Here is a 24946-nt window from a genome sequence, read left to right as displayed (position 1 = left end):
AATCTACAAAACTTTAATACAAAATTTAAAATAAATTAATGTTATTAAAAGGATGTAAATCTATAGCACCAATGGTTAAACCAAAGAGTAGAAATCTTTTATGCTTTTCTACCAATATAGAAGTTTGCCAACCTCTATATTTCGGCTTTTATATCCTTTCAATATTCATTTTTGCATGCCTGCTAGAATATTTACTTTTATTAAAAGCTCCTCTATAGTATTTATTACATAACAGATTTCAGTTTTAATGTAATCTGTTATGTTTTTGTTAACAGAATACACCAAATTAAACGTTAATATGAAATCAACGAATATTGGTGATATTAATAATTCTGTTTTTCTGCATTTTCATTTTTTTATTATAAACCATAATATTGATTTATTTTTAAAAATTAAAATATTTTTATATATGTGAGTAAGGGATAAATAAAAAATAGCATTACTGCTACTTTTTATAATTTGTTAACTTCGATGATTGCTGAATATTTTTTATTTTTAACTAACTCAATAACCTTGAAGCTAATTTCATCTTCGATAGTGAATTTTGTCGATTTAAGTAGTTTAGTTGAATTTGTATTAGTTAATAAATAAGTTTTTAAGTCCATAGCTTTTTCATCATCGCTTATAAGTTCTTCATCAATCTCAAGTTGCTTAATTAGATCAGACATTTTAACGTTTGAATGAGCTTTAGCTCTTTCAAGTGAAATTTCATAAATTTGCTCATCATCATCGTATTCATCATAGATTTCTCCAATGATTTCTTCAATGATGTCTTCAATTGTAATGATACCTAAAACATCTGTAGAGTTGTTGTTTTCAACAACAAAAGCCATTTGAGCTCTTGCTGCTCTCATCTTCTCAAGAGCACTTGAAAGAATTGAGTTAGCTGAAATGCTTGGAACTTGTTTCATATAATTAATCACTTTACCTTTTTTAAGTGAGAATATATCTTTTAATAAAACAATTCCAATAAGTTGTCCATCTTTTTCAATTGGTAATCTTGAATAGTTTGTATCCTTGAATATTTCAATCGCTTCTGCTACACTAGCTTTATAAGAAATGTAAGTTACATCTTTTAATCTAATGTAGTGTTGTGCAACTTTTGTTGAATCTAAATCTAAAGCATTTTGAGCTAAAATACTTTCCCCGGTTTGCAGCACCCCTTCTTCATTAGCGAGTGCTAGCATTGATTTAATGTCACTTTCTGAGTTTGTAACATAAACATTTTTGCTAAGTTTGCTAATAAAGAAAGTGATCGGGAAGAATATTCAGAACATTAGTTCATTGAATAAACAGAAAACTTTTAAGTATCTAATTGGATTATTTTTAGCAATTAATTTAGGTGTTATTTCGCCAAATAATACTAAGATTGGAGTAACTACCACTGTTGAGATAACAACAACAAGTGAGTCATTATCAGAAAGATATTTTGATAAAACATAAGACATTGTAGCTGATGAAGCTACGTTAACTAAGTTATTACCAATTAAAATGGTACTTAGAATTTGATTGTATTTCTTAACTTGCTTGTCAATTAACTTTCCAAATCTATGTTCGTTTTCAACTAATTCATAAACTTTAGCAGGTGAAACTGTCGAGTAAGCAGTTTCACTTCCACTAAAGATACTACTTAAAATAAATAATATAAGCATAACTATGCATAAAACAATTGTAATTACTGTTTTACTATCCATAGTACACCTCTAAAGAATTATTTTTGTGGTTCCTATAATAACTGGAGTCCATTAAAATCCACCTCTTTCATTCGTCATATCGTCTAAAAATTGTACATATTTACCTGTATAAATTAAAGTTGCTTGACCAGGTTCACCATTACGGTTTTTAGCAACTGATAGGGTCACAGGGATTGATTCGAATTTTTTAACTTCGTCATCATCGCTGTGTGCTGATTTTTTAAGTTTCTTTCTACTTAAGAAAATAACAATGTCAGCATCTTGCTCAATTGATCCGGATTCTCTAAGGTCACTTAATTGTGGACGCTTGTCTTCACGATTTTCAACACTTCTAGATAACTGTGATAGAGCAATAATTGGAATTTTAAGCTCTAGAGCAAGTGTTTTTAGTGAACGTGAAATCATTGCAACTTCGTTTTGTCTATTTCCTGTTGCTTGATTTCCTCCTGAAATCAATTGTAAATAGTCAATTACAATTAAGTCAACTTTGTTTGTGTTTTTAATTAAATGTTTAATTTTGAAAATGATTTCATTAATTTTTGATTTAGGATCATCATCAAATCAAATTTGATTTTCATCAGGTGTTCTTTGCATACTTGAAACAACGTGATGAATTTTCATTAAATCTTCATAATTGTTTTTTAAGAGTTTGATATTTTGCAATTTGTACATATCTATTAGTGTAGAAGTCGCCAAATATCTAGTTGTAAGTTCTGATGTAGGCATCTCAAGAGAAATAAAAGCTACATTTTTTGGTTTACCATCTTTCATTCCTTTTTCGATAATGTTTCTTGCAATGTTTAATGCAAGCGCGGTTTTTCCAACCCCTGGACGAGCAGCTAAAATAATTAACTGACCAGGTTTAAATCCTTTAACATATTTATCAATTGCATTAAATTCTGTAAGAAGAGCTTTTTCTTCATTTTCATCATTCTTAAGGCGACTAAAGTATTTCTCAAGAGCGCTTTCAAGTGAAATAAACTCACTATTTTTGATTGATAAATTATTACTGCTAATAATGAAGTTTTCAACATCAGTAACAATGTCTTCTCAAGTGATTTTAGGATTTTGCCCTAATACAGCTAAATAATTACTAAAGAAAGCTTCTGCTTGTCTTCTTTTGTGAAGTTCAATTAACTTTTCAACATTTGGTAAAAAGTTTTCATCTGAAGAAAGTGTTGAAACAACTTTGTTTAATGTTTCAATTGATAAAGCAGCTCATTCAAGACTTGGGTTTTGAGCTTTGAATTTAGGTATTTCGTTTAAAAGTGTGTTGTAATCAAAAATGTAATTTTGATTAGGTTCACTTGCTTTTCTAGTTTTTAAAAATCTAAATAATGTAGAGTATTCAAGGTTGAAAAATGCTTCAGGGACAAGGTAGTCTAAACCAAGAGATTGTTTTTCAGTATCATTAATTATTGTACTTAAAACTTGTCTTTCGATTTTTTCTTCTTTGCACAAAGTATTTGCTAAAGGACGAATTATTGTTTCAACTCACTTGTATAAAGAGTTTTGATTGTTTCTATTATTTCTTAACATTTTTAATTTTAATTTCCACTCTTAAAGTTGCTTTTATATCTTTGTATAAAACAATTTCAACATCGTGCAATCCTTCTGAAACTAAATGCACTTTTTGTATTGAATGTTTTGGTAACTTGTACCCTAATGAAGTTAATTTTTTATCAACATCTTTTGTAGATACTGAACCGTGTACATTTAAATTAGAATTTCCATCGATATTAGCTTCTAAAGTAAATTCTAATCTTAACTCTTCTAATTTCTCTTTAAGTCTTAAAGCAGCTGTTCTTTTTTCATGTTCATCAGCTGATAAATCATCTAATCTTCTTTGTAATTGTCTTGCAGTTTGTTCATTGTATGGAACTCCGAAACCGTTTTTAACTAAGTAGTTTGAACCATAACCATTTGATACTTCGATAACTGTGTTAGCTTTTCCATCTTTACAATCTTTAATTAGTATAACTTTCATCTTTTAACTCTCTTTCTGTTGTTGTTATTGCGTGGTGCACATTGTTAACAAATGTTTCTAATTCCTCATTTGAAATAGCAGCAGCTGTTCCAAAGTGCCCACCTCCACCAACTTGCTCAGTAATAATCTGAACATTTGTATTTATACCTCTAGCACTAAGTTTGTATAAGTTTGTCCCCTTAAGTCTTGCAATAACGAAGGAAGCAACTCTACCTTTTGTTTTAAGAAGTTCATTAGCAGCCATTGAAATAACGTCAGCTTCAACTTCGATTGGAGAATATGCTAAGTAGTAACCTTTTTTAACTTCTTGTGCATTTTCTAAAATAGTATTAATTTGTTCTTTTGTTGTTTCATCAATTTTAAGAATTTCGCTTCCTTCAACTACATTTGCACCTTTCGATTGCAACCAAGCACTTGCTTGGAATGTTCTAGCTGAGACTGATTTTGTAAATTGTACTGTATCAACTAAAATACCACCTAAAAGTAATTGAGCACATAATGGCGAGAATTTTCATTCCCTATCTGTGAGCATAAAAATTTCAGTAACAATTTCTGAAGCTGAAGAAGCTGTTGTTTCAACATAAATATTTGTAACAGGACAATAATCGATTTGCTTTCCAACTCTGTGGTGGTCAAATACGAAAATATTTTCCCTGTCTGCATTTAAAATAGCATCCTTATTATCTGTACGGCCTGGATCTGAATTATCTACAAACACAACTAATGTGTTTAAGTCTGTTAATTTTGATGCTTTATTTGCGCTTATTATAATTTTTTCTAAGTTTAAATCTGTATCTTCATAAACATTGTTTTTGTAACTAAGTTCATTTCTAAAGTATGTTGTAGTCATATCAAATGATTCAGCACATATGTAAGCTTTCTTACCTCTTTGATGAGCTAAATATGCAATTCCATATGATGAACCTAATGAGTCCATATCAGCTGATTTGTGTCCATAAACAATAACTTTTGTAATTTGGTCACTATCGAGTTTTTTAAGGAACTCATCTGAAATTTTCTTAATTTTAGTCATATTATTGTTAGACACAATTTCGATACTTGAGCCATAATAAATCGCAGTCTCGGTATCACTAAAAATCGCAACCTGGTCTCCTCCACGGTTTTGAGCTTGAACTAAAGCTTTTTTAGCTTGCTCTAATTTTTCTTTAAGCGAGCTTCATCCTCTAGCAAACCCAACACTAAGCGAAAGTTTACCAATTGATGTGTCCGGAACATTCTTTTGAATATTTGTGAATAAAGAAAACTTATCTTTAGACATATTGTAAAGTGAAACCTGGTCCGTAATAACAATGAACTTACCATTTGTATATTGTCTATAAATTAAGTTGTATTCTTTTGAATATTCATTGAATGTATCAATAATTGTTTTATTAACTAAGTAAAGTTGCTCTTCAGATAAGATTGATTGATACATTTGGTAGTTATCAATTTCAATTTCACCAATAACAGTTTTTTGATCATGAACTTCATTTTTAAATAAAGTTTCAGTTGTAATATCACGAATAATTATGATGTTTGATAATGGTCAGAATTGAGCTTCATAAATGTTTTTATTATTTTCAAACTCAATTTTAGTTTGATTCATATCAAGCTCTAAAAATTCTTTGTTATCTGAAATTGTTGTAAAGAATATCTTAATGTGAATATCAATAAAATCTTTGTGAAACTTGTTTTTGATAAAGTTACTTGCTCAAATGATTTTATGTTCAGCATTGTAAATAACAAATCCGATGTTATTACTTGACATAATATCTTCAGTAAATGAATCAAAAGAGTTTTTAACAATGTTTCTTGACCTTGCAAAAATCTTTGTAATTCAAACTAGTGTAATTGCTAGTGATGCAAAAACTAAAATCATTGCGACAGTAACTAAACCAATTTCTCAAGTTAATGCAGTTGTTTCGTTATTTTTTACTAAAATTGCAGTTAGCAAAATAAACAGAATTACAAAAACTACACATAAACACGAAAGTAAGCTTATTTTGTATTTTGTTTTCATTCAAATCCTTTTTGTTTGTGTTGTAAAAATTTAAATATTTAATATTTAAATTATATAAGTTTTGCAGAAATTGTTATCAATATGTTTTATTACACTAAAAATATCTACAGGAATATGACAAATAAAACAAAAACTCACAATTAATGTGAGTGATTGTGTGTATGGAATGAAAGAATTAATGCAGCAAAGATTACACCAATAAATAAGAATGCAAGGATGAAATATCATTTTTTCTTCGACATATGTGAATGATAAAACTCAGGAATAAATTCAATTAAAGTAGTGAAAATGAAAATTCCTGCGATTGCTGACATCATCATTCCTTTTAGTATTCAGTTTTTTTCAATTGCTGCTCCTGCATAGCAACCAATTAACATAAATGGTAAAAATAATGAAAGTCCTAAAAATGATAATAACAATGATTGAATTCTTGAGTATCCTGCTTCTCTAAGTCTGAAATAGAAGATTGTTTCTTCAGGGATTAAGTGTAAAACTAAAGAAGCAAAATAAGCCATAGTAAGTGAGTTTTCGTGACCGTTTGCTGCTAAATTTAAGTTGTATCCTAATAATAATCCTTCTGGAATTCTGTGAGTTAAAAGTAGTAACAAAGCAATAACTTTTAATTTATTTGAAGCTGAATTAATTGCTTCTTGTTCAGCTTTAATAATTGACTCATCATTTGAAAAGATGTAATCAGGATGATAATGAACGTGTTTTGAGTTATTATAATTTTTACTTTGTCTTAAAAATATATTTTGATTTTTATTATATTTCTTAACTTCGTAAAAATGTTCTGAATGTGGGTGTGAGAAATCAAAATCATCGTGCTCGTGTTCATCACCGTGATCGTGGTCGTGAACAAATGCGTTTAACTTTCTATTATTTGATTTTTTAAGTTTTTTATTAATTTGATAAGTAATTGCATACTTAAGCGTGAATGAAAATAAGATACCTACAGCAAGACCGACAACTACGACTAAAATGCTATACCCATAGACGTTTACATTGTCTGTCATTGCACCTTGATTCGCTAATTCAAGCGATTCTCTTAAAAAACCAAATGTAGCTAATACTAAGAAAAAACCTGTTGAAAATGAGTATAAATAAAATGACAGATTTTTTCAACCATTCTTACTTAATTTAATAAGTGGGAAAATGAATGAAAGAATAGTTGGTATAGCTAATAAGCAAAGTAATGTGACAAGTATTAGAATGAAGTAAGATAACCCTTCATTACCTGTGCTTAATTTGAGGGTTTCGAAAAAATCTCTAATTATTTGCATTATTCTTCAGTTTCGATGTTATGGTAAACATCTTGAACGTCATCATCCTCTTTTAATTTGTCTGCAAATTCTAATAATTTGTCTTTCTTTTCTTGATCATATTCTACATACATATCTGGTACATATGTTACTTCACATTGGATGAAGTCAATTTGACCGAATTTATCTTCAATTGCATTTTTTAAATCTGTGAAGTTTTCAGGTAATGTAGTTAATACAAATGATTCATCATATGTTTCAACATCTTCTGAACCATTTTCAAGTGCAACTTCCATTAAATCATCTTCATTAACTAATTCTTTAGCAATTTCAATGATTCCTAATTTTCTGAATGGATATGGAATTTGACCTGTTTTACCTAATGTAGCATTTTGTTTGTTAAAGTATGACTGAATATTTGATTTAACTCTGTTAAGGTTGTCTGATAATGTAACAACGATAAATGTTGCTCCTCCACCTACAGTAGCGTTAAAAACAGTTTCGATAAATGCGTTTGCATTTTTATCTCCAGCTGCTTTAGCAATTGCTCTTTCAATGTTGTCTTTTGGCATATTTTTTGATTTAGCTTTAGCAATTGCTAATTTTAAAGCTGGGTTAGTATCAGGATCTGCTCCTAATCTTGCTGCAACAAAAATTTCTTTAGATAATTTTTGAAAAATTTTTCCTCTTGCTGCATCTTGTGCGCCTTTTCTATGTGCTATATTCGCTGCGTGTGAATGTCCTGCCATAATTTATTTCTCCTAATCTATATCATTTGGTTTATAAATTGAATCTCTTTTGTGTTGTGAGATTTTATGTTTATATTCAATTTTCTTAATAACTTCTTCTGGTAATACTGATTTGATTTGTTCATATTCATTTAAGTGATCTAAATAAAAATCAAGTTGAGCATATGAGAAACCTAATTCATCTTCATCAGTTTGATTTTCTCATAATCCTGCTGATGGTGCTTTGTCAATAATTTCACTTGGTACATTTATAAGTGAAGCTAAAAATCTAACTTCACCTTTTGTAAGATGACAAATCGGAAGTAAATCAACTCCTCCATCACCATACTTTGTGAAGTAACCAATGAATGTTTCATCTTTATTATCTGTTCCTAACACAAGTAAATTATTTTCTTGAGCTAGAGCATATAAAGTTGTCATTCTTAAACGTGGTTTAATGTTAGCAACTGCTAATTGATTTTTAACACTAACTTGCTTACTTAAAGCGTTAAAAGCATCAGTTAAATCAATGTACTCAAATTTATCATCAAACTTTTCTTCAAGTTTTTTAATATGTTCTAAATCACTTTGTAACATTCCATTGACTGACATCACAACTCCCTTAACTTTTAAAGGAAGCTGTTTTGCTATTGCATACACAAGTGAAGAATCAATCCCTCCACTGATACCTACAATAAAACCATTGCAATTAGCTTCTTTTGCTTTTGTTACTAAAAAGTCTTTAATAACTTCAACATAAGCTAATCCATTTTCTTTGTCATAATATGGTTTGTTATCTTTGTAAAATGTAATCTTACCCATATCGCCTCTTTATTAACTAAATTGAATATTTTTATCAAAATATTAATTGTAAAAATATACTTAATTTTACCATAACAATCTAAAAAATAAACTGAATATATTACTTTTTAATTGTTTAAAATTAAACACACTTGTCTTTTATGTTCATATGCAAAATGAACAAATTCAGTCTCTAGTTCATAATTTGTTCTTTTTTGGATTTTTTTACTAATAAGATGAAATAATGATATTATTTATGAATATATTTTTATATCATGCAAAAGAAAAAAAGTGTAAAAAAGGAGGAAAATAATGCTAAAAAAACAATTTTTAGTTTGAAATCACAAAAATATGAATGTTATTTTCAAAATAGCTTTCACAGGCTTGATGTTGGCTGTTTCTATTGTTTTTAGTATTATCGGAAGTTTTATTCCATTTAATTCATTTTTATCTTTCAATTTCCTTTTAATTTCAGCTTTTTTAACTGCTTTTATTATCGATATTCAATATTCATTAATAATGCTTATTTCAAATTTTTTGATAAGTCCTTTTATAACAATTAAATCAACTACATTAGACATTGCATTTCTAGGAAACTTTATTCTTTTATTAATGCAAAGTATCTTCGTTTTCAGTTCTTATTTATTTGGAAAATTATTATGAAAATCTAAGCTTAAAAAAGAACTGTCAATCCTTGTAATCTTAGCAATAAGTTCATTAGTAACAATTGCAATAATAACATTTTTGAATACGTTTTTATTTAACTTAATTTATTTCAAATTATTCAAGCAACTAGATGCTGTTTCGCTTAATGAACTGCTTGCTAACTATGATAAAAAATTCAAAATTTTCTTCTTTGGTATCCCAAATTACTTTGCAGGTTCTGTAGCTTTATATTTATCATTTAATTTGAGCAATATTGCAATAAATTATTTTATAATTTATATATTTATTTTTACCTTATCTAAAACTAAGTTTTTAGATAACATCCTAAATAATTTCACAGTGAATAAGTGTGATTCATAGAAAGGTGTTTATGTCAAAATTTAACTTTAAAGAAATTGATTCAAAGTGAAGAAAAATCTGAGCAGAAACTAATGCTTTTGAGCCAAAAGATGATTTTAGTTTACCTAAAAAATATGTTTTAAGTATGTTCCCTTACCCAAGTGGGAAATTGCATATGGGACACGTTCGTAATTACTCAATCGGTGATGCTGTAGCTAGATACTTTAGAAGAAAAGGTTTCAATGTTCTTCACCCATTTGGTTGAGATGCTTTTGGTTTACCTGCTGAAAATGCAGCAATCAAAAACGGAACACATCCAAAAAGCTGAACATATCAAAATATTGCATCAATGGATGATGAAATTAAAAGATTGGGAATTTCTTTTGCTTGAGATTATGAAACAATCACTTGTGATGCTTCATACACAAAATGAGAACAATACATTTTCATCAAACTTTGAGAAAAAGGTTTAATTTACAAAAAGAAAAGCTCATTAAACTGATGTGAATTTGACCAAACAGTTTTAGCTAACGAACAAGTTGAAGATAACAAATGTTGAAGATGTGGAAATCAAGTTATTCAAAAAGAAATGGATACTTACTACTTAAAAATTACCGAGTATGCTGATGAATTACTTGAAGACCTGAAATCTCTTGAAACACACTGACCTCAACAAGTTCTTACGATGCAAAAAAATTGAATTGGTAGAACTGAAGATTACAAATTAACATTTGAATTTGCAGATAACATTCAAAACACACTTAATGTCTATGAATCAAATTTAGATTACATTTCAAAAATTGATTATGTTGCTATCTCAAATAAACATCAATTAGTTGACGCCTTAAAAGAAGCAAACTACTTTAATCAAGAAGCTTTAGACTTACTTGAAGAAATCAATTTAAACTTTGTTAAAAAAGAATTTTCAAAGAAAATTTTTATCAAAACACCTTACACTGTTAAAAATCCTTTTGATGGTAGCTTAGTTCAAGTTATCATTACTGATTTTGCATCAAATAATCCAAACAAAGATGCAACAATTGTTTCATCAAATAATCAAACACACACCACTTTTATGGAAGTTAACCATTTAGACTTTTTAGACAATAATTTAGTTCAAGTTGAAGAAACTAAATTAACTAAAGAAGTTAAATACAACTTACGTGACTGAGGTATCTCAAGACAAAGATATTGAGGAACACCAATTCCTCTTGTGCACTGTGAAAAATGTGGAACAGTTCCTGTTTCACTTGACCAATTACCTGTTTTATTACCTGAAGAAGTTAAGTTCACAGGTCAAGGTAATCCACTTTTAACTAATGAAGAATGAATGAATACAACTTGTCATCTTTGTGGTTCAAAAGCAACAAGAGAAACTGATACATTGGACACATTCTTTGAATCAAGTTGATATTTCTTAAGATATACTACACCATCAAACTTACGTGACGAAGTTATTTTCAAGAAAGAAAACTTAGATTACTGAAATTCAGTTGACTTATACATCGGTGGAATTGAACATGCTATCTTACACTTACTTTATGCAAGATTCTTCACCAAAGCATTATCTGACTTAGGTTTAGTAAACTTTAGAGAACCATTTGCTAATTTATTAACTCAAGGTATGGTGCTTAAAGATGGTGCTAAGATGTCTAAATCAAAAGGTAATACAGTTGAACCTGGAGAAATGATTAACACCTATGGTGCTGATACAACTAGATTATTTATCTTATTTGCAGCTCCTCCTCAAAAAGAACTTGAATGAAGTGATTCAGGTGTTATTGGATGTTTTAAATTCATCAATAGAATTTACGATAGAAGTTCTGAAATTGATGTAAATTCAAACTTTAAAAACATTGACAAATCAACCTTAAGTGCTCAAGAAAAAATTGCAAGACTTAAACTTTACCAAGGAATGCAAAAACAAAAGAACACATTTGAAAGTGATGATAATTCATTCTCATTTAACACTTTAGTTTCTTGAACTATGGAAATTATGAATGAATATGATTCAATCACTAAACCTGAATTAATCACAGAAATGTTCTACGTTTTATTAAACATTCTTGAACCATTCATTCCACACGTTGTTTGAGAATTATCAAGTAAATACTTTGACTCAAAAAACCTATATGACTTTGCTATAGATAATTCTGCATTAGAAATGGATGAAGTAACTTATGGAATTACAGTCAATGGAAAAGTCAGAGCTGAATTAACAGTTTCAAAAACAGCACAAAAAGAAGAAGTTTTAGAAAAAGCAAAAGAACAAGTAACAAAATGATTAGAAGGTAAAGAAATCGTCAAAGAAATCTTTGTACCAGGAAAAATCGTTAACATTGTTGTAAAAGACAAATAGAAGGAGAATGATGACTTTTAATGAATATATTAAAAAAGCGAAAGCTGATAAATCAGGCTATATAACATTCTTTGAAACACCAGATTTTTATTCAATTCCTGGTGGTTTTATGGAAACTGAGGTTACAGAAAAAGTTCTTGTTGAAGATCTTAAAAAGAACCGTGAAGAATTACTTAAAGAATCAGGAAGAGCAGTTGTTTTATATGCAAAACCTGAATCAACAGATGAAATTGTTTATGGTAACTATGTAAAACCACTTGAAGTAATTTACAAAGCTACAACAGATTCATTTATCGTAGTTTATAAAGTAATTTCACAATTCTATTTACCTAATGGATTTAAAATGCTTGAAACTCTTCCTGAAGGAGTTCAATCACACGTTGAATATAAAGGTTTCATAGGCTCAGAAACTGGAGAAGGTGGAGCATTTGTTGACTTACCTGCTACATTATCTAAAAAAGAATTAAGGGAAGTTTATGACTACTTGCAAACTTTCTCAATTTTTGCAGGTGTCGGAATTGACATTGAAGAAGATAAACCACAACAATTTGCTGATTCTGATTTTATTGGCTTATTTAAAACTGAACCTTTATCAGGAAGACACTTTACATTCACAAGTATTGTTGATTTAACAAACAGATACTTTGAAGGTAGAACTGATAGATTCTCTGAAGATTATGCAAGTGCATTAATCGCTACTTTCTTAAACCACATTTCACCTGTAGTTGTTCCAGAAAGACTTGAAATTTTCAAAGAACCATACAACAGATTTTGATACCAAACTTACTTAATTCAAGCTACTGCAAAAATTAATGAAATTCTTCAAGCAGAAACAGAATTAAAAGGTAAGATGACACAAAAATTAAGTAAGCAACAAACAGAATTCTTACTTAGAGAAAAATTAAAAGCTCTTCAAGAACAAATTAAAGAACTTAACCCAACTGCATCTGATGATGAATATGCACAAATCATCAATTCAAAATTCAAAGACATCTTCCCTGAAAGTGTTATTAAGCTTATTGATGCTGAAACTAAAAAATCAGAAGAAATGGTTCCTGTTTCTCCTGAAGCTTCAATCATCAAATCATACATTAATACTCTTAAGAAACTCCCTTGAAGAAAAGTTCAACACGAATTATTAGACATCAACAGAGTCAGAGAAGTTTTAGATAAACACCACTATGGTCTAAATGAAATTAAGCAAAGAATTATTGAATACTTAGCTGTTATTATTAAAAACAACCAAGTTAAAAAACTTGATGAAAACAAAATCAAGATTGATGATAAATTTGAAATTGACCTTTCATTATTTCAAAACAATGAAGAAACAAATACATTTAACAATGTTCCTATCTTAACCCTTGTCGGTCCTCCGGGAACAGGGAAAACATCACTTTCAAAAGCTATCGCAAGTGCTTTAAATAGAAAATTCGTTAAAGTTTCACTTGGAGGAGTTCACGACGAAAGCGAAATTAGAGGACACAGAAGAACTTACGTAGGAGCTATGCCTGGAAAAATCATCAAAGGAATGATGTACGCAGGAGTTTCAAACCCTGTTGTTCTTCTTGATGAGATTGATAAAATGGCAGCTGATATGAAAGGTGATCCAGCAAGTGCAATGCTTGAAGTTTTAGACCCAGAGCAAAACACAAGATTCCAAGATCACTACTTAGAACACGAATACGACTTATCAAAATGTATTTTCATTGCTACAGCTAACTACTATGAAAACATACCACCTGCATTAATTGACAGGGTCGAAGTTATTGAATTATCTTCATACACATTGAGTGAGAAATTAAACATTGCTAGAGAGCACTTAATACCAAAAGTGCTTGAGCAAGCTACTTTAGCTGAAAAATACTTCCAAATTTCAGATGATGTGCTTAAATACATCATTCAACATTACACACTTGAAGCTGGAGTCAGAGGTCTTAAACGTACATTAGATAAGATTGCTAGAAAAATAGTTGTTAAGACTTTTGATGATCCATCATTAAAAGAATATGTAATTACACTTGATAAAATTGAAGAATTACTTGGTGTAATTAAATTCAAACAAGAAGAAAAAGAAGAAGATGTTGTTCCAGGTTTAGTAACAGGATTAGCTTACACATCATTTGGTGGTTCAACATTGCCGATTGAGGTAACTACATACCCTGGTAAATCAGAAATTAAGTTAACTGGTTCACTTAAAGAAGTTATGCAAGAATCAGCTCAAATTGCTTTAACTTTCGTTAGAGCAAACGCTGAAAAATTTGGTGTTGATGAGTTTGATTTTGAAAACAATACAATTCATATTCACGTACCTGAAGGAGCAGTTCCTAAGGATGGACCAAGTGCTGGTGTAACATTTACAACTGCAATTATTTCTGCTCTTTCAAAAAGACCTGTTCCTAACACAATTGGAATGACTGGTGAAATTACATTAAGAGGAAAAGTGCTTGAAATTGGTGGATTAAAAGAAAAATCATTTGCAGCTAGTCAAAAAGGACTTGAAATGATTTTCATACCTGAAAACAATATCAAAAACTTAAAAGACATTCCTTTTGAAATTAAAGAAAACTTAACATATGTACCTGTTAAAACATATGATGAAATTTACAATGTAATTTTCAATGGTCAAAAACCTTCTAACGAAATAAAAGCAAAATAATAAAAAATGCAAAAGCAGTTCACACAGAAAAGTTTTACATTTTTTACAATTAATTTTGTCGTTGGTATAGGTTTTATAACTACAATATCAACAATTATGAACATATCTTACTGAGGGTATCTTGTAATGATACTCTCAGCATTTATATGCTTTGGAATAATGTTGGTATTCTCTAGATTATCAAATCAATACAATGATCACTACGGTGGTTCGTATGCTTACGCAAGACATTTAGATGATGATGTTGTTGATGGTAAATTAACAAAACCAAAGAAACGCGGTCTTAGAAATCTTGTTTTCTTCATCGGATGAAACCAATTTATTCAAACACCACTTTTATCAGCGATTGCACCTTTATTCCTAGCTGATGTTGTTGAAATCATACTACCTAAACCAGAAGAATTTCCTCAACACAGCTTAGTTATGTGAATAGTTAGAGGGATTTCGATCTTACTATTCATTTCCATAATTGCTATTTCAACAATTGGATTAAAAACAAATAAGAAAATTATTTTCATTGCCTCATTATTTAAATGAATAATACTTATCTTAGCCATCTTTGTAATGTTAGTCGCTGTTTCAAAGGAAGCTACATTACCTGACTCAGCTACATATAAAAAAGTTACACCTCAATTAATTATCGCTGATGTTCTTTTATTTATGTATGCTTTTGCAGGAACTGAAGATGTTGCTGCTATGGCTAAAGATGTTAAATTCAAGAGTTTTAGAAAAATATTATTAACATCATTAGCTTTCATATTTGGATTTTATCTAATATTCTTTTCACTCTATTTATTCTTACCAAACTCATTAAAAGTAACTACTGGAGATGGTTCAAACGAGATTTCAAAAATCTACACCTATGGATTAGGTGCATTTGGAGTCTCTATCTTCATTATTGGATTATTATGCAATGATTTAGGATTTAGGATTTTTCAAACAGTTGCGACTGCTAGAAAACTTGTTCCTCTTTCTGAAGATGGTTACTTATTCAATTCATTGCATCATAAAAATAAAAAGGGTGAATTTAAAAACGCAATCGTTTTTTCTACAGTTATAATAATGATTTCAATGATTACATTATGACTTGTTCCTACTATATTCTTAGATAAAGAATATAGTGATGAGTTCTTTAAAGCAACAATTATAACTAGCTCAATTGCATTATTAATTGAAGACTTAATCACGTTCTTTATAGCATTCAGATTAGCTGCAAAGAAAAGAATTTCAAAAATACCTGTTTGAGAAAAAGCCATTTACATTATTGATATTTGTATAATGTCAGTTATCTTATTAATCACATTCTTCCCTTGAATTTTGGGTGGTCAATGAGAATTTAAAAATACAGTATCAATTATTATTTATATAGTATTTATTGGGGTTGGTTTTGCACTAAAACTTCTTAATAAATATAAACACAAATTCAAAATTTACAATAAATGAGTTGCTAAGCACAATAAGCAATTTGATAATTTAATTTTTATAAAAAATAAATAACCAACTTCTGTAGCTGGTTATTTTTTAATAATTATTTTTAATACGGTCGTAGTTCTTTTGATTTTTAAGAACATATGCATCATATAAATCTTCATATGTAAACCCTAACATTACAAATGAACCCAATGCAACTTGAAACGCGTGTTCGATATTTGATTTATTAACTTTTTTCATTATGTTTGCTAATGAAATAAATAAATGTTGGAATTGAATGTTTATATCCTGGTTAATTATTTTCGGTTCTATTTCAGGTAGGACATCAAATTTATAAGCAAAATTAACTAAGAAATGGATTAAATCAGCAAATTCTTCAGTTACAGCTAATTTATTTACATTCTTTTGTGATTTTCAATATTTAAAACTTTGAACTTCATTTACATATTCAGCAGCTTCTATTAAAAGCGCTAAAGTTTTTTGAACTATAAAATCTTCTTTGTTAAATGTTGGATTAAGACTTAAACTTTTTTCTCTGATTTTATTATCCAATTCTTTTTGCATCTCAAATATCTTTATTAAATTCATATTGTAATTATATTACAAATAAATGTTTCTATATTTAAACTTTTACAGCTTGCAGACCATGCTTTTAGTTTTTTAGAAGTTAAATAAAAAATCAGAGAACTGAATCTCTGATTTTCAAATTATTCGTTTACGAAGTCTTCTTCATAATCATCATCAGATGCATATGAATCTTCAAATGAGTTTTGTAATTCTTCGTTTTCTTGTGCTAAGTCACTTAAAACTTCGTCTAAGTCACCCATTTTTTCAGATTCTTTTAATAAGTCTGATGTGTACTTGTTAAAGTCTTCTGAAATATATACATTACCATTTTCATCTTCAAGTGTATCATCTAAGATAACTTTGTTTGTGAAGTAAGAACGTGGGTCACGAATGTCATATTTACCTTTAAGTTGGTAATTTGAGTTTGTTCCAGCAGGAATTTTGTGACCTAAAATAATGTTTTCTTTAAGACCATCTAAATTATCAACTCTTTCTGCGATTGATGAGTTAACAAGAATCTTAGCTGTTTCTTGGTATGATGCAGCTGATAAGAATGAGTCACTTAATAAAGGAGTTTGTTTTGCTCCACGGATTTTAACTTGACCATAAGCTGGTTTAAGTCCTTGAGCAATTAATCTTCCGTTTTCTTTTTGGTAGATGAATGTATCCACTAAGCTTCCTGTGAAGAATTTTGAATCTCCTGGGTCTGTAATCATAATTTTTGAAAGCATTTGTCTAATAATGATTTCAATGTACTTATCTGAAATTGTAATACCTTGTAAACGGTAAAGTCTTTGAATTTCTTTTAATAAGTAGTTTTGAACTGCACGTGTGTCAGCAACTTCAAGAAGGTCATTAATAATAATTGGTCCTTCAAAGATTTTTTGCCCTGGTCTAAGTGTTTGTCCAACTTTAACACGTAATTTTTGAGAAACTCTACCTGATGTTGTAACGATTTCTTTTTGTCCATTTGGTCTTGTTGTTTCAATTTCAACAAGCATAATGTCATTTTCTTTTCCGTTTTTATCTCTAGCTGGTGCAATTGAAACAACTGTTCCAGTTACAGGTGAGATAACAGCAGGTTTTCCTCAAGGTTTTTCGTAGGCATCGATAAGTTCAAGAAGACGTCCAAATCCTCCTGTAATATCTTCAACCCCAGCAACCCCTCCGGTGTGGAATGTACGCATTGTAAGCTGTGTACCAGGTTCCCCGATACTTTGTGCAGCAACAACCCCAACAGCTTCACCGATGTTAACTAAACGGTTTGTTGCAAGGTCTTTTCCATAACAGTGAACACAAACTCCATTTCTTGTATGACAAGATAATACTGAACGAATTTCAACTTGGTCAATGTTGTATAAGTTAACAATTTTGTCAGCCATTTCTGCTGAAATTAATGTGTTTGCATCAACAATAATATGACCATTTGCATCAATAATTGGTTTGTTTGTGAATCTTCCTTCGATTCTTTCTTGTAATGACTCAATAACTGTGTTTGTTTTTGTATCTCTAATGTCTTTTACAACAAATCCAAAGTCTGAACCACAATCAACTTCTTTAACAACAATACTTTGAGCAACGTCAACAAGTCTACGTGTTAAGTACCCTGATTTAGCTGTGTTAAGAGCTGTATCTGTAAGTCCCTTACGAGCCCCGTGAGTTGATGAATAGAATTCATAAGCACTAAGTCCACTAAGGAATGATGATTTAACAGGAACTTCAATTGTTGAACGAACAACACGGTCGTTTTCAGCATCGGCTTTAAGAACTTTGGTGTTGTTACTCATAAGTCCACGCATACCAGCTAACTGTGTAAAGTTAGATGAGTTTCCACGAGCCCCTGAAGTGAACATCATAAATAATGGGTTATCAATATCTGATTTTGTAACTTCTTTAAGATCTTTTTCAATAGATTCTTTAACTTGTGATCATTTTTGAATTGTTAAGCTGTAACGCTCATCGTCTGTTAAGTAACCTTCAAGGAAGAATTGTTTTAATTGGTCTGTGTATTCTTCTCCTTCTTTGATCTTTTGAGCTGTTGTATCTAATGTTGTAATATCATTCATTGAAATAGTTGTTCCTGATATTGTTGAATATTTGAACCCTAATTCTTTGATATTGTCAAGAATAGAAGCAACATAGTTTGTATATCTGAATCAAACTCTTTCTAACACTAATGTGTAGTCATTAATGTTTCATTGTCTCTTAAGTTTGTGTGTTTCTTCATCTGTACCAATGATGAAGTTGATTCTTTCAAATTCTTCTTTAATGAAGTTTGAAATATTTGTTGCGTGAATTGTAGGAATACGTTCACCTGCATAGTCAATTAATGCAGCACAGTCATTGAAACGACCTTCAAAGTTGTTTACATCTGTAGAATCAATAACACCTGCAATGTCTTCCATTGTTACAACAGCAACATATTTTTTGTACACATTAAGAACGATTTTTGCAATGTCTTTTTTGTTTAATCCCAAGTTAACAGGGATATCTTTAAGATATTCAGCAAAGTTTGTTCCATAAGGCATTGTGTATTTGTCTAATGCATTTTCTGATGTGTCTAATCTTTCTTTTTCAGAAACTGAAATTGAACCATCTGCATTAACTGTTTCTTTTCTTACTATTGATTTACCAAAGATAAATTCAAAGTCTGATGGGAATACTTTGTTTAAGATGAATTTACCTACTGTTGAGAAAATGTAAGGATTTGATGTATGTAATTTAACTGAATTTTTATCTAATTCAGAAACTGGTAACACAACTCTTGTATGTAAGTTAACAATACCATTTTCATAAGCTAACATCATTTCTTCATAGTTAGCAAAGATTTTACCTTCATTAGGTTGTCCTGCTTTTTCAATAGTTAAATAGTAAAGACCTAAAATCATATCCTGTGAAGGGTTAATGATAGGTTCTCCATCTTTTGGTCCAAGGATGTTTTTAGAAGCTAACATTAATTCACGAGCTTCTCTAACAGCTTGATCTGAAATAGGAACGTGAACAGCCATTTGGTCCCCATCGAAGTCGGCGTTGAACGCTGTTGTTACTAATGGGTGTAATTTAATAGCTTTTCCTCTAATTAAAACAGGTTGGAATGCTTGAATTGATAAACGGTGCAATGTAGGAGCACGGTTTAAAAGAACCGGTCTTCCATCAATAGCTTTTTCAACATATGGTCAGATGATTGGGTTTAATGAGTCAATCATTTTCTTAGCTGATTTAACAGATGTGATTGAAGTTTCATTCTCTAATAATTCTTTGATAATTCAAGGTTCGAATAATTTAGCAGCCATATCTCTTGGGATACCAACTTCGTGCATTTTAAGAGTTGGTCCTACAACGATAACTGAACGACCTGAATAGTCAACACGTTTTCCTAAAAGGTTTTGTCTGAAACGACCTTTTTTACCAACAAGTGCATCAGAGATAGATTTAAGAGGGTGTCCATCTTTTGATGTAACTGGTGTAGGTTTTTTTCTGTTGTTGTCAATTAAAGCATCAACAGCTTCTTGAATCATACGATACTCGTTTTGTTTAATTAACATAGGAGCATCAGCTTCGTTTCATTTAGCTAAACGGTTGTTTCTGATAATGATACGACGGTAAAGTTCGTTAACATCACTTGTTGAGTGTCTTCCACCATCAAGTTGAACTAATGGACGTAAGTCGGCTGGAATAACTGGTAAGTTGTAAATCAACATATTTTTTGGGTGTTGACCTGATTTAATAAATGAGTTGATGATCGTTAAACGTTTGTAAAGTTTTCCTCTTTCTTGTTCTTTTGTTGAAGAAAGATTTCCATTCTCGTCAGCTTCTTGGTTAATTAAATCAATTTCAGCTTGAACTTTTTTAGCTTCTTCTTCTAAATCGATGTGAGTTAATAAATATTCAATTGCTTTTGAACCTGTGTCAATTTTAGCATCTGAATATTCGTGAATGATTTCGTTATATTGATAGAAGTCAATACCGAAGTCTTTACCAATTTTAGATTCAGCATATGTTCTCAGTTCATCTAAAGCTGTAGCGATGTCTTCGTATTCATCTGTATCTTTATCATACATTTTTAACATTTCCATTAATGCAGCTTCATAAATGTTTGCAGCTTCGTTAATGTCAATGATTGTGTTTTTCTTTAATGACTCTAAACCACCATCTTCTAAAACGATGTGTGATTTGTAGTAAATTAATTTTTCTAAGTCTGCTTTTGTTACTTGTTTTGAAGAGTCAGCAACTCTAAGTCCAAGTAATTTAGCAATAATTGAGTGATCGATTTTGAAGAATCAGAAGTGGACAACAGGGTTGTGTAATTTGATGTGTCCCATTCTGCTTCTACGTGTTATTTTAGGTAAAATAACTGGTTTGTATTTTTCACAAGCAGGTGTTCTAGTACATACTGAGTTTTCATCACTTTTTTTGTATTTTGTACCACAAACAGGACATTTGTAGTCTGTTGTAGGTCCAAAAATAAGTTCATCAAATAAACCATCTTTTTCTGGTTTATATGATTTATAGTTAATTGTTTCAGGTTTTGTAACTTCACCGTGAGATCATTTTAAAATGTCTTCATCTGTTGCAAGTGAGAGAGTAATTTTATTGATTTTATCTTCTACTGATTTAGCATCGAAATTTGAATTATTCATATCAATCTCCCCCTGTTTCATGTGAATCTACATAGTGATATTGTTCACTATCATCGTAATCATTGTCGTAGTTTTCTACTTCAGTTGTTTCAAGTTTCATTCCAAGACCTTTAAGTTCATATGAAAGAACGTTAAATGATTCTGGAATACCTGGTGTAGGTAATTGTTTCCCTGATACTAATGCACTATATAACGCATTACGTCCGGCGATGTCATCTGATTTATATGTAAGGATTTCTTGAAGAACGTTTGTTGCTCCATAGGATTCGATAGCTCATGTTTCCATTTCCCCGAATCTTTGTCCCCCGTTTTGAGATTTACCTCCAAGAGGTTGTTGTGTAATAAGTGAGTATGGACCAACTGAACGAGCGTGCATCTTGTCATCAACCATATGGTTAAGTTTAAGCATATACATAACACCAACAGAAATAGGTTTATCAAATTTTCTACCTGTAATAGGGTTGATTAAAATTTGTTTTCCACTCTTGTTTAATCCAGCTTCTTCTAAACAAGCTTCAATGTCTGACTTCTTAATACCATCGAATGATGGAGTAACGAATTTAACATTTAATTTTCTAGCAGCCATTCCTAAGTGAAGCTCAAGAACTTGACCAATGTTCATACGTGAAGGAACCCCTTGAGGGTTAAGCATAATGTCAAGTGGTGTTCCATCTTCTAAGTATGGCATATCTTCTTCAGGAAGCACGATTGAGATAACCCCTTTGTTTCCGTGACGACCAGCCATCTTATCCCCGACTTTGATTTTACGTTTTTGAGCAATAGAAACCTTAACAATCTTGTCAATTCCTTCTTCTAAAACATCACCTTTTTCTCTAGAAAGAACTTCAACGTGAATTACAGTACCATTGTGACCGTTTTTAACTTTAAGAGATGTATCTTTTGATGTTTGTGGACGTTGTTGAAGAATAGCCATTAAAAGTTTTTCTTCTTGAGATGGGTTTTCTTCTCCTTTAGGTGATAATCTACCAACTAAAACGTCACCAGCTAAAACTTCTGATCCAACTTTAACAATACCGTTTTCATCTAAGTTTCTTAATGAGTATTTAGAAACGTTTGGAATGTCGTTTGTCAAGATATCGTCACCAGCACGTGATGATCTGAATTGAATTGTTTGTTCTTCAATGTGAATTGATGTATAAACATCATCTTTAACTAATCTTTCGTTGATGATAACAGCATCCTCAAAGTTGTATCCGTTTCAAGTTGTAAATCCAACAAGAACGTTTTTACCAAGAGCCATTTCTCCATCTTTGAATGAAGAACCATCAACTAATAAGTCGCCAGCTTTAATTTCTTGTCCAACTTCAACAATTGGTTTTTGTTGAATTAATGTACCTTGGTTACTTCTTTCGAAGTTTCTAAGTGTATATTTATCAAAGCTTTCTTTTGTTGTAATTTCTCCTGTTTTAGGATCTTTTACTTCTTTAAAGTGTTTTACGTGGATTTTTGATCCATCAACAAAATCAACAACCCCATCACCTTTAGCTCTTAAGTTGTATGATGAGTATTTAGCAATATCTGCCTCAATACCTGTTCCAACATATGGAGCTTCTGCTTGGATTAATGGAACTGCTTGACGTTGCATGTTTGATCCCATAAGTGCACGGTTGGCATCATCGTTTTCTAAGAATGGAATAGCAGCGGCAGCTATAGAAACAATTTGTTTTGATGAAACCTCAATGAAATCAATTTCATGTGGTTTACCAATGATATAGCTGTAATCACGTCTAATTGTTAATAAGTCATCTGTAATATTGTTGTCTTCATCAACGTGAACTGATGATTGAGCAAATGAGTATCCAATTTCTTCAGCAGCTGTTAAATATCTAATGTCGTTGTAATCTACAACCCCATTGTTAACTTTGTAGTATGGAGTTTTTAAGAACCCTAAATCATTAACTTTTGCATATGTTGCATAGTTTAAGATAAGACCGATGTTTGGTCCTTCAGGTGTTTCAATAGCACAAATTCTTCCGTAGTGAGTTGCGTGAACGTCACGAACTTCGAATTGAGCTGTATCACGGTTAAGACCTCCAGGTCCAAGTGATGTAACACGACGTTTGTTTGAAACTTCTGATAATGGGTTAATTTGATCCATAAATTGTGAAAGTTTTGATGAGTTAAAGAATTGTTTCATTTGGTTTGTTACAAGTTTGTTGTTTGTAACGTTTTTAGGTGTAACCTTGTCAGCTTCTTTAGCCCCCATACGCTCACGAGTTGCTTTTTCAAGTTTTGTTAAAGCAACTGATAATTGACCTTCTAATAATTCACCAACTGAAACGATACGTTTGTTTGTTAATGAATCTGGATCATCGTCTTTACCAATTCCATCTGTTAAATTGAAGTAGTAGTTAATTGCAGCAACTATATCTGAAATTAATAAGTGTGGCTCAACTGATTTTGGATCGTTACCGATTACTAAAACAGGTTGTTCCGGTTTTTCTTCCATTCATTTTCTAGTTGGGTAAACTCAAACTTTAACAATGTGTGTTCTCTTTGCTAACACCTTGCTGTTCTTAATAACGTGGTGGTAAACAATTTCTGGATCAATTCCAGGAATTCTTTCGTATGAAATTTTTCCTTCGTTAAATAAGTTTTGAATTTCTTTAGCTTTTCTGATGTCGATAAATGTTCCTTTTGTAAATGCAGGTTCATCTGCACCTTTAAGGTAAATATCTTTAGCTAAGTATGTATTTGTAATTCTGTCAACTAAAGAAAGTTTTTCATTCAACATATGACGACCTGTTACAGATAAGTTGTAACGTTTCTTATCAAAAAGCATTCCTGGTAATAATGAACGTTTAGCTTCTTCAGAAATACGGTCACCTTTTCTTAAACCTCTGAAAAGTTCTTCTTGACACGCGTCAAGTAATTCTTCAGATGTGAATTCTGAGTTTAAGATAAGTTTGTCTTTCTTAAGTGTTTCATCAAGTAATTCATTGTTTTCACCAAATAACTCTCTAATTGTTTTTTGTGAAAAACCAAATGCTCCTAAGAATGTAGCTAAGTTAACATTTTTGTTTTTGTCAATTTTAATCTTAACTGCATCTAATGTTGATGATGTAACTTTGTGAGAAACTTCAAGTCAAGAACCAATTCTAGGTAAGATTTCTAATTTGTTGAAAAGGTCATCAGATTGTTTGTTACGCACACCTAATCCGAAGTATGCTCCTGGTGAACGAATTAACTGACTAACGATAACTTTTTCAGAACCGTTGATAATAAAACTTCCACCACTTGTCATGTATGGAATTTCCCCAAGTAAAACTTCATCTTCTTTAATTTCACCTGAGTTTTTAACTTCACTTTTTAAAGTAACGAAAACTTTTGCACTAAAGTTCATTCCCTTCGCTTTAGCTTTTTTGATTTCTTCACTTTCACTAGTGATTTTTTTGAAAGGTAATTCTAATCTAACAGAACCCTTTTTGTATTCAAGCTTAACTTCTCTGTTAGCAGCTTCAATAGGGTAAATTTCTAAAAGACATTCTTGGATCTTTTTGCTCATAAAAAGTTCGAAACTTTCTTTACTTGTTTCAAGAATATCAAAAAGTGGAAGAGTAGTCTTTGTGACTGAGTAATCTCTTCTTCAAGTTTTTGGACCAAATTTACGTAATTTGTAATTGTGTTGTTCCATATTTGTCATTCCTTTCTTGCAGATAAACCTTCAATAAGAATAAAAAAATACACCTCTATGTACAATTTATATAAAAGGTATATAAATTTTACATTAAAAATGTAATTTTTAAAGGTGTATTTTAAAGCATTTTAAGTGAAA

General features: G+C 30.5%; 13 protein-coding genes, 1 pseudogene and 1 riboswitch. Of the genes and pseudogenes, 4 read left to right on the top strand and 10 right to left on the bottom strand.

Annotated features, from left to right (window positions below):
* Window positions 1–55: 55 nt before the first annotated feature.
* Window positions 56–223, bottom strand: a riboswitch (Lysine riboswitch).
* Between the two features lie 229 nt (window positions 224–452).
* The 7 genes from VBN07_RS00210 to nadE form a co-directional block, all read right to left on the bottom strand.
* On the bottom strand, window positions 453–1694 hold the full coding sequence (locus VBN07_RS00210; protein ID WP_323177338.1) for a CNNM domain-containing protein: 1242 nt from the start codon (window positions 1692–1694) through the stop codon (window positions 453–455).
* 51 nt (window positions 1695–1745) lie between these two features.
* Entirely contained in the window at window positions 1746–3233 is a 1488-nt protein-coding gene (locus tag VBN07_RS00205; protein WP_323177337.1) for a DnaB-like helicase C-terminal domain-containing protein, read from the bottom strand.
* A complete protein-coding gene (rplI, locus tag VBN07_RS00200; RefSeq protein ID WP_323177336.1) occupies window positions 3220–3681 on the bottom strand; it encodes a 50S ribosomal protein L9 in 462 nt (153 codons plus the stop codon). The genes VBN07_RS00205 and rplI overlap by 14 nt, the downstream gene beginning before the upstream one ends.
* Complete coding sequence (locus VBN07_RS00195; RefSeq protein ID WP_323177335.1) at window positions 3662–5701, bottom strand: DHH family phosphoesterase; 2040 nt, start codon at window positions 5699–5701, stop codon at window positions 3662–3664. The genes rplI and VBN07_RS00195 overlap by 20 nt, the downstream gene beginning before the upstream one ends.
* 140 nt (window positions 5702–5841) lie before the next feature.
* Complete coding sequence (locus VBN07_RS00190) at window positions 5842–6984, bottom strand: ZIP family metal transporter (protein ID WP_323177334.1); 1143 nt, start codon at window positions 6982–6984, stop codon at window positions 5842–5844.
* The gene (locus VBN07_RS00185; RefSeq protein WP_257088921.1) at window positions 6984–7712 is read right to left on the bottom strand and encodes a YebC/PmpR family DNA-binding transcriptional regulator; all 729 of its coding nucleotides are present in this window, start codon (window positions 7710–7712) and stop codon (window positions 6984–6986) included. The genes VBN07_RS00190 and VBN07_RS00185 overlap by 1 nt, the downstream gene beginning before the upstream one ends.
* Window positions 7713–7724: 12 nt before the next feature.
* Complete coding sequence (gene nadE / locus VBN07_RS00180) at window positions 7725–8513, bottom strand: NAD(+) synthase (protein ID WP_323177333.1); 789 nt, start codon at window positions 8511–8513, stop codon at window positions 7725–7727.
* A gap of 291 nt (window positions 8514–8804) precedes the next feature.
* Between nadE and VBN07_RS00175 the strand changes: the two genes are divergently transcribed.
* Genes VBN07_RS00175 through VBN07_RS00160 form a run of 4 tightly spaced genes read left to right on the top strand, consistent with a single transcriptional unit; the run spans window position 8805 to window position 16009 of the window.
* Window positions 8805–9518 carry an MPN527 family putative ECF transporter permease subunit gene (locus VBN07_RS00175; RefSeq protein ID WP_323177332.1) on the top strand — a complete coding sequence of 238 codons (714 nt, stop codon included), beginning with the start codon at window positions 8805–8807 and terminating at the stop codon, window positions 9516–9518.
* Window positions 9519–9528: 10 nt separating this feature from the next.
* A complete protein-coding gene (locus tag VBN07_RS00170; RefSeq protein WP_323177331.1) occupies window positions 9529–11856 on the top strand; it encodes a leucine--tRNA ligase in 2328 nt (775 codons plus the stop codon).
* 10 nt (window positions 11857–11866) lie between these two features.
* A complete protein-coding gene (gene lon / locus VBN07_RS00165; RefSeq protein WP_323177330.1) occupies window positions 11867–14512 on the top strand; it encodes an endopeptidase La in 2646 nt (881 codons plus the stop codon).
* A gap of 6 nt (window positions 14513–14518) precedes the next feature.
* A complete protein-coding gene (locus tag VBN07_RS00160) occupies window positions 14519–16009 on the top strand; it encodes an APC family permease (protein ID WP_323177329.1) in 1491 nt (496 codons plus the stop codon).
* Window positions 16010–16033: 24 nt separating this feature from the next.
* Here the strand turns inward: VBN07_RS00160 and VBN07_RS00155 are convergent, their stop codons facing one another.
* The 3 genes and pseudogenes from VBN07_RS00155 to VBN07_RS00145 all read right to left on the bottom strand — a co-directional run bounded on the left by VBN07_RS00155 (window position 16034) and on the right by VBN07_RS00145 (window position 24805).
* Complete coding sequence (locus tag VBN07_RS00155) at window positions 16034–16531, bottom strand: dUTP diphosphatase (RefSeq protein ID WP_257088930.1); 498 nt, start codon at window positions 16529–16531, stop codon at window positions 16034–16036.
* Between the two features lie 664 nt (window positions 16532–17195).
* A pseudogene (locus tag VBN07_RS00150) lies at window positions 17196–21150 on the bottom strand (DNA-directed RNA polymerase subunit beta'); the annotation flags it as partial.
* Window positions 21143–24805, bottom strand: a complete 3663-nt coding sequence (locus VBN07_RS00145; protein ID WP_323177327.1) for a DNA-directed RNA polymerase subunit beta — start codon at window positions 24803–24805, stop codon at window positions 21143–21145. The pseudogene VBN07_RS00150 and the gene VBN07_RS00145, both read right to left, overlap by 8 nt.
* Between the last annotated feature and the right edge of the window lie 141 nt (window positions 24806–24946).

This window comes from Mycoplasma sp. 4404 (assembly GCF_034863325.1).
GTDB lineage: Bacteria > Bacillota_I > Bacilli_A > Mycoplasmatales > Metamycoplasmataceae > Mycoplasmopsis.
The sequence above is the reverse complement of the archived record's forward strand: the minus strand, read 5'-3'. Positions and strand labels throughout refer to the sequence as shown.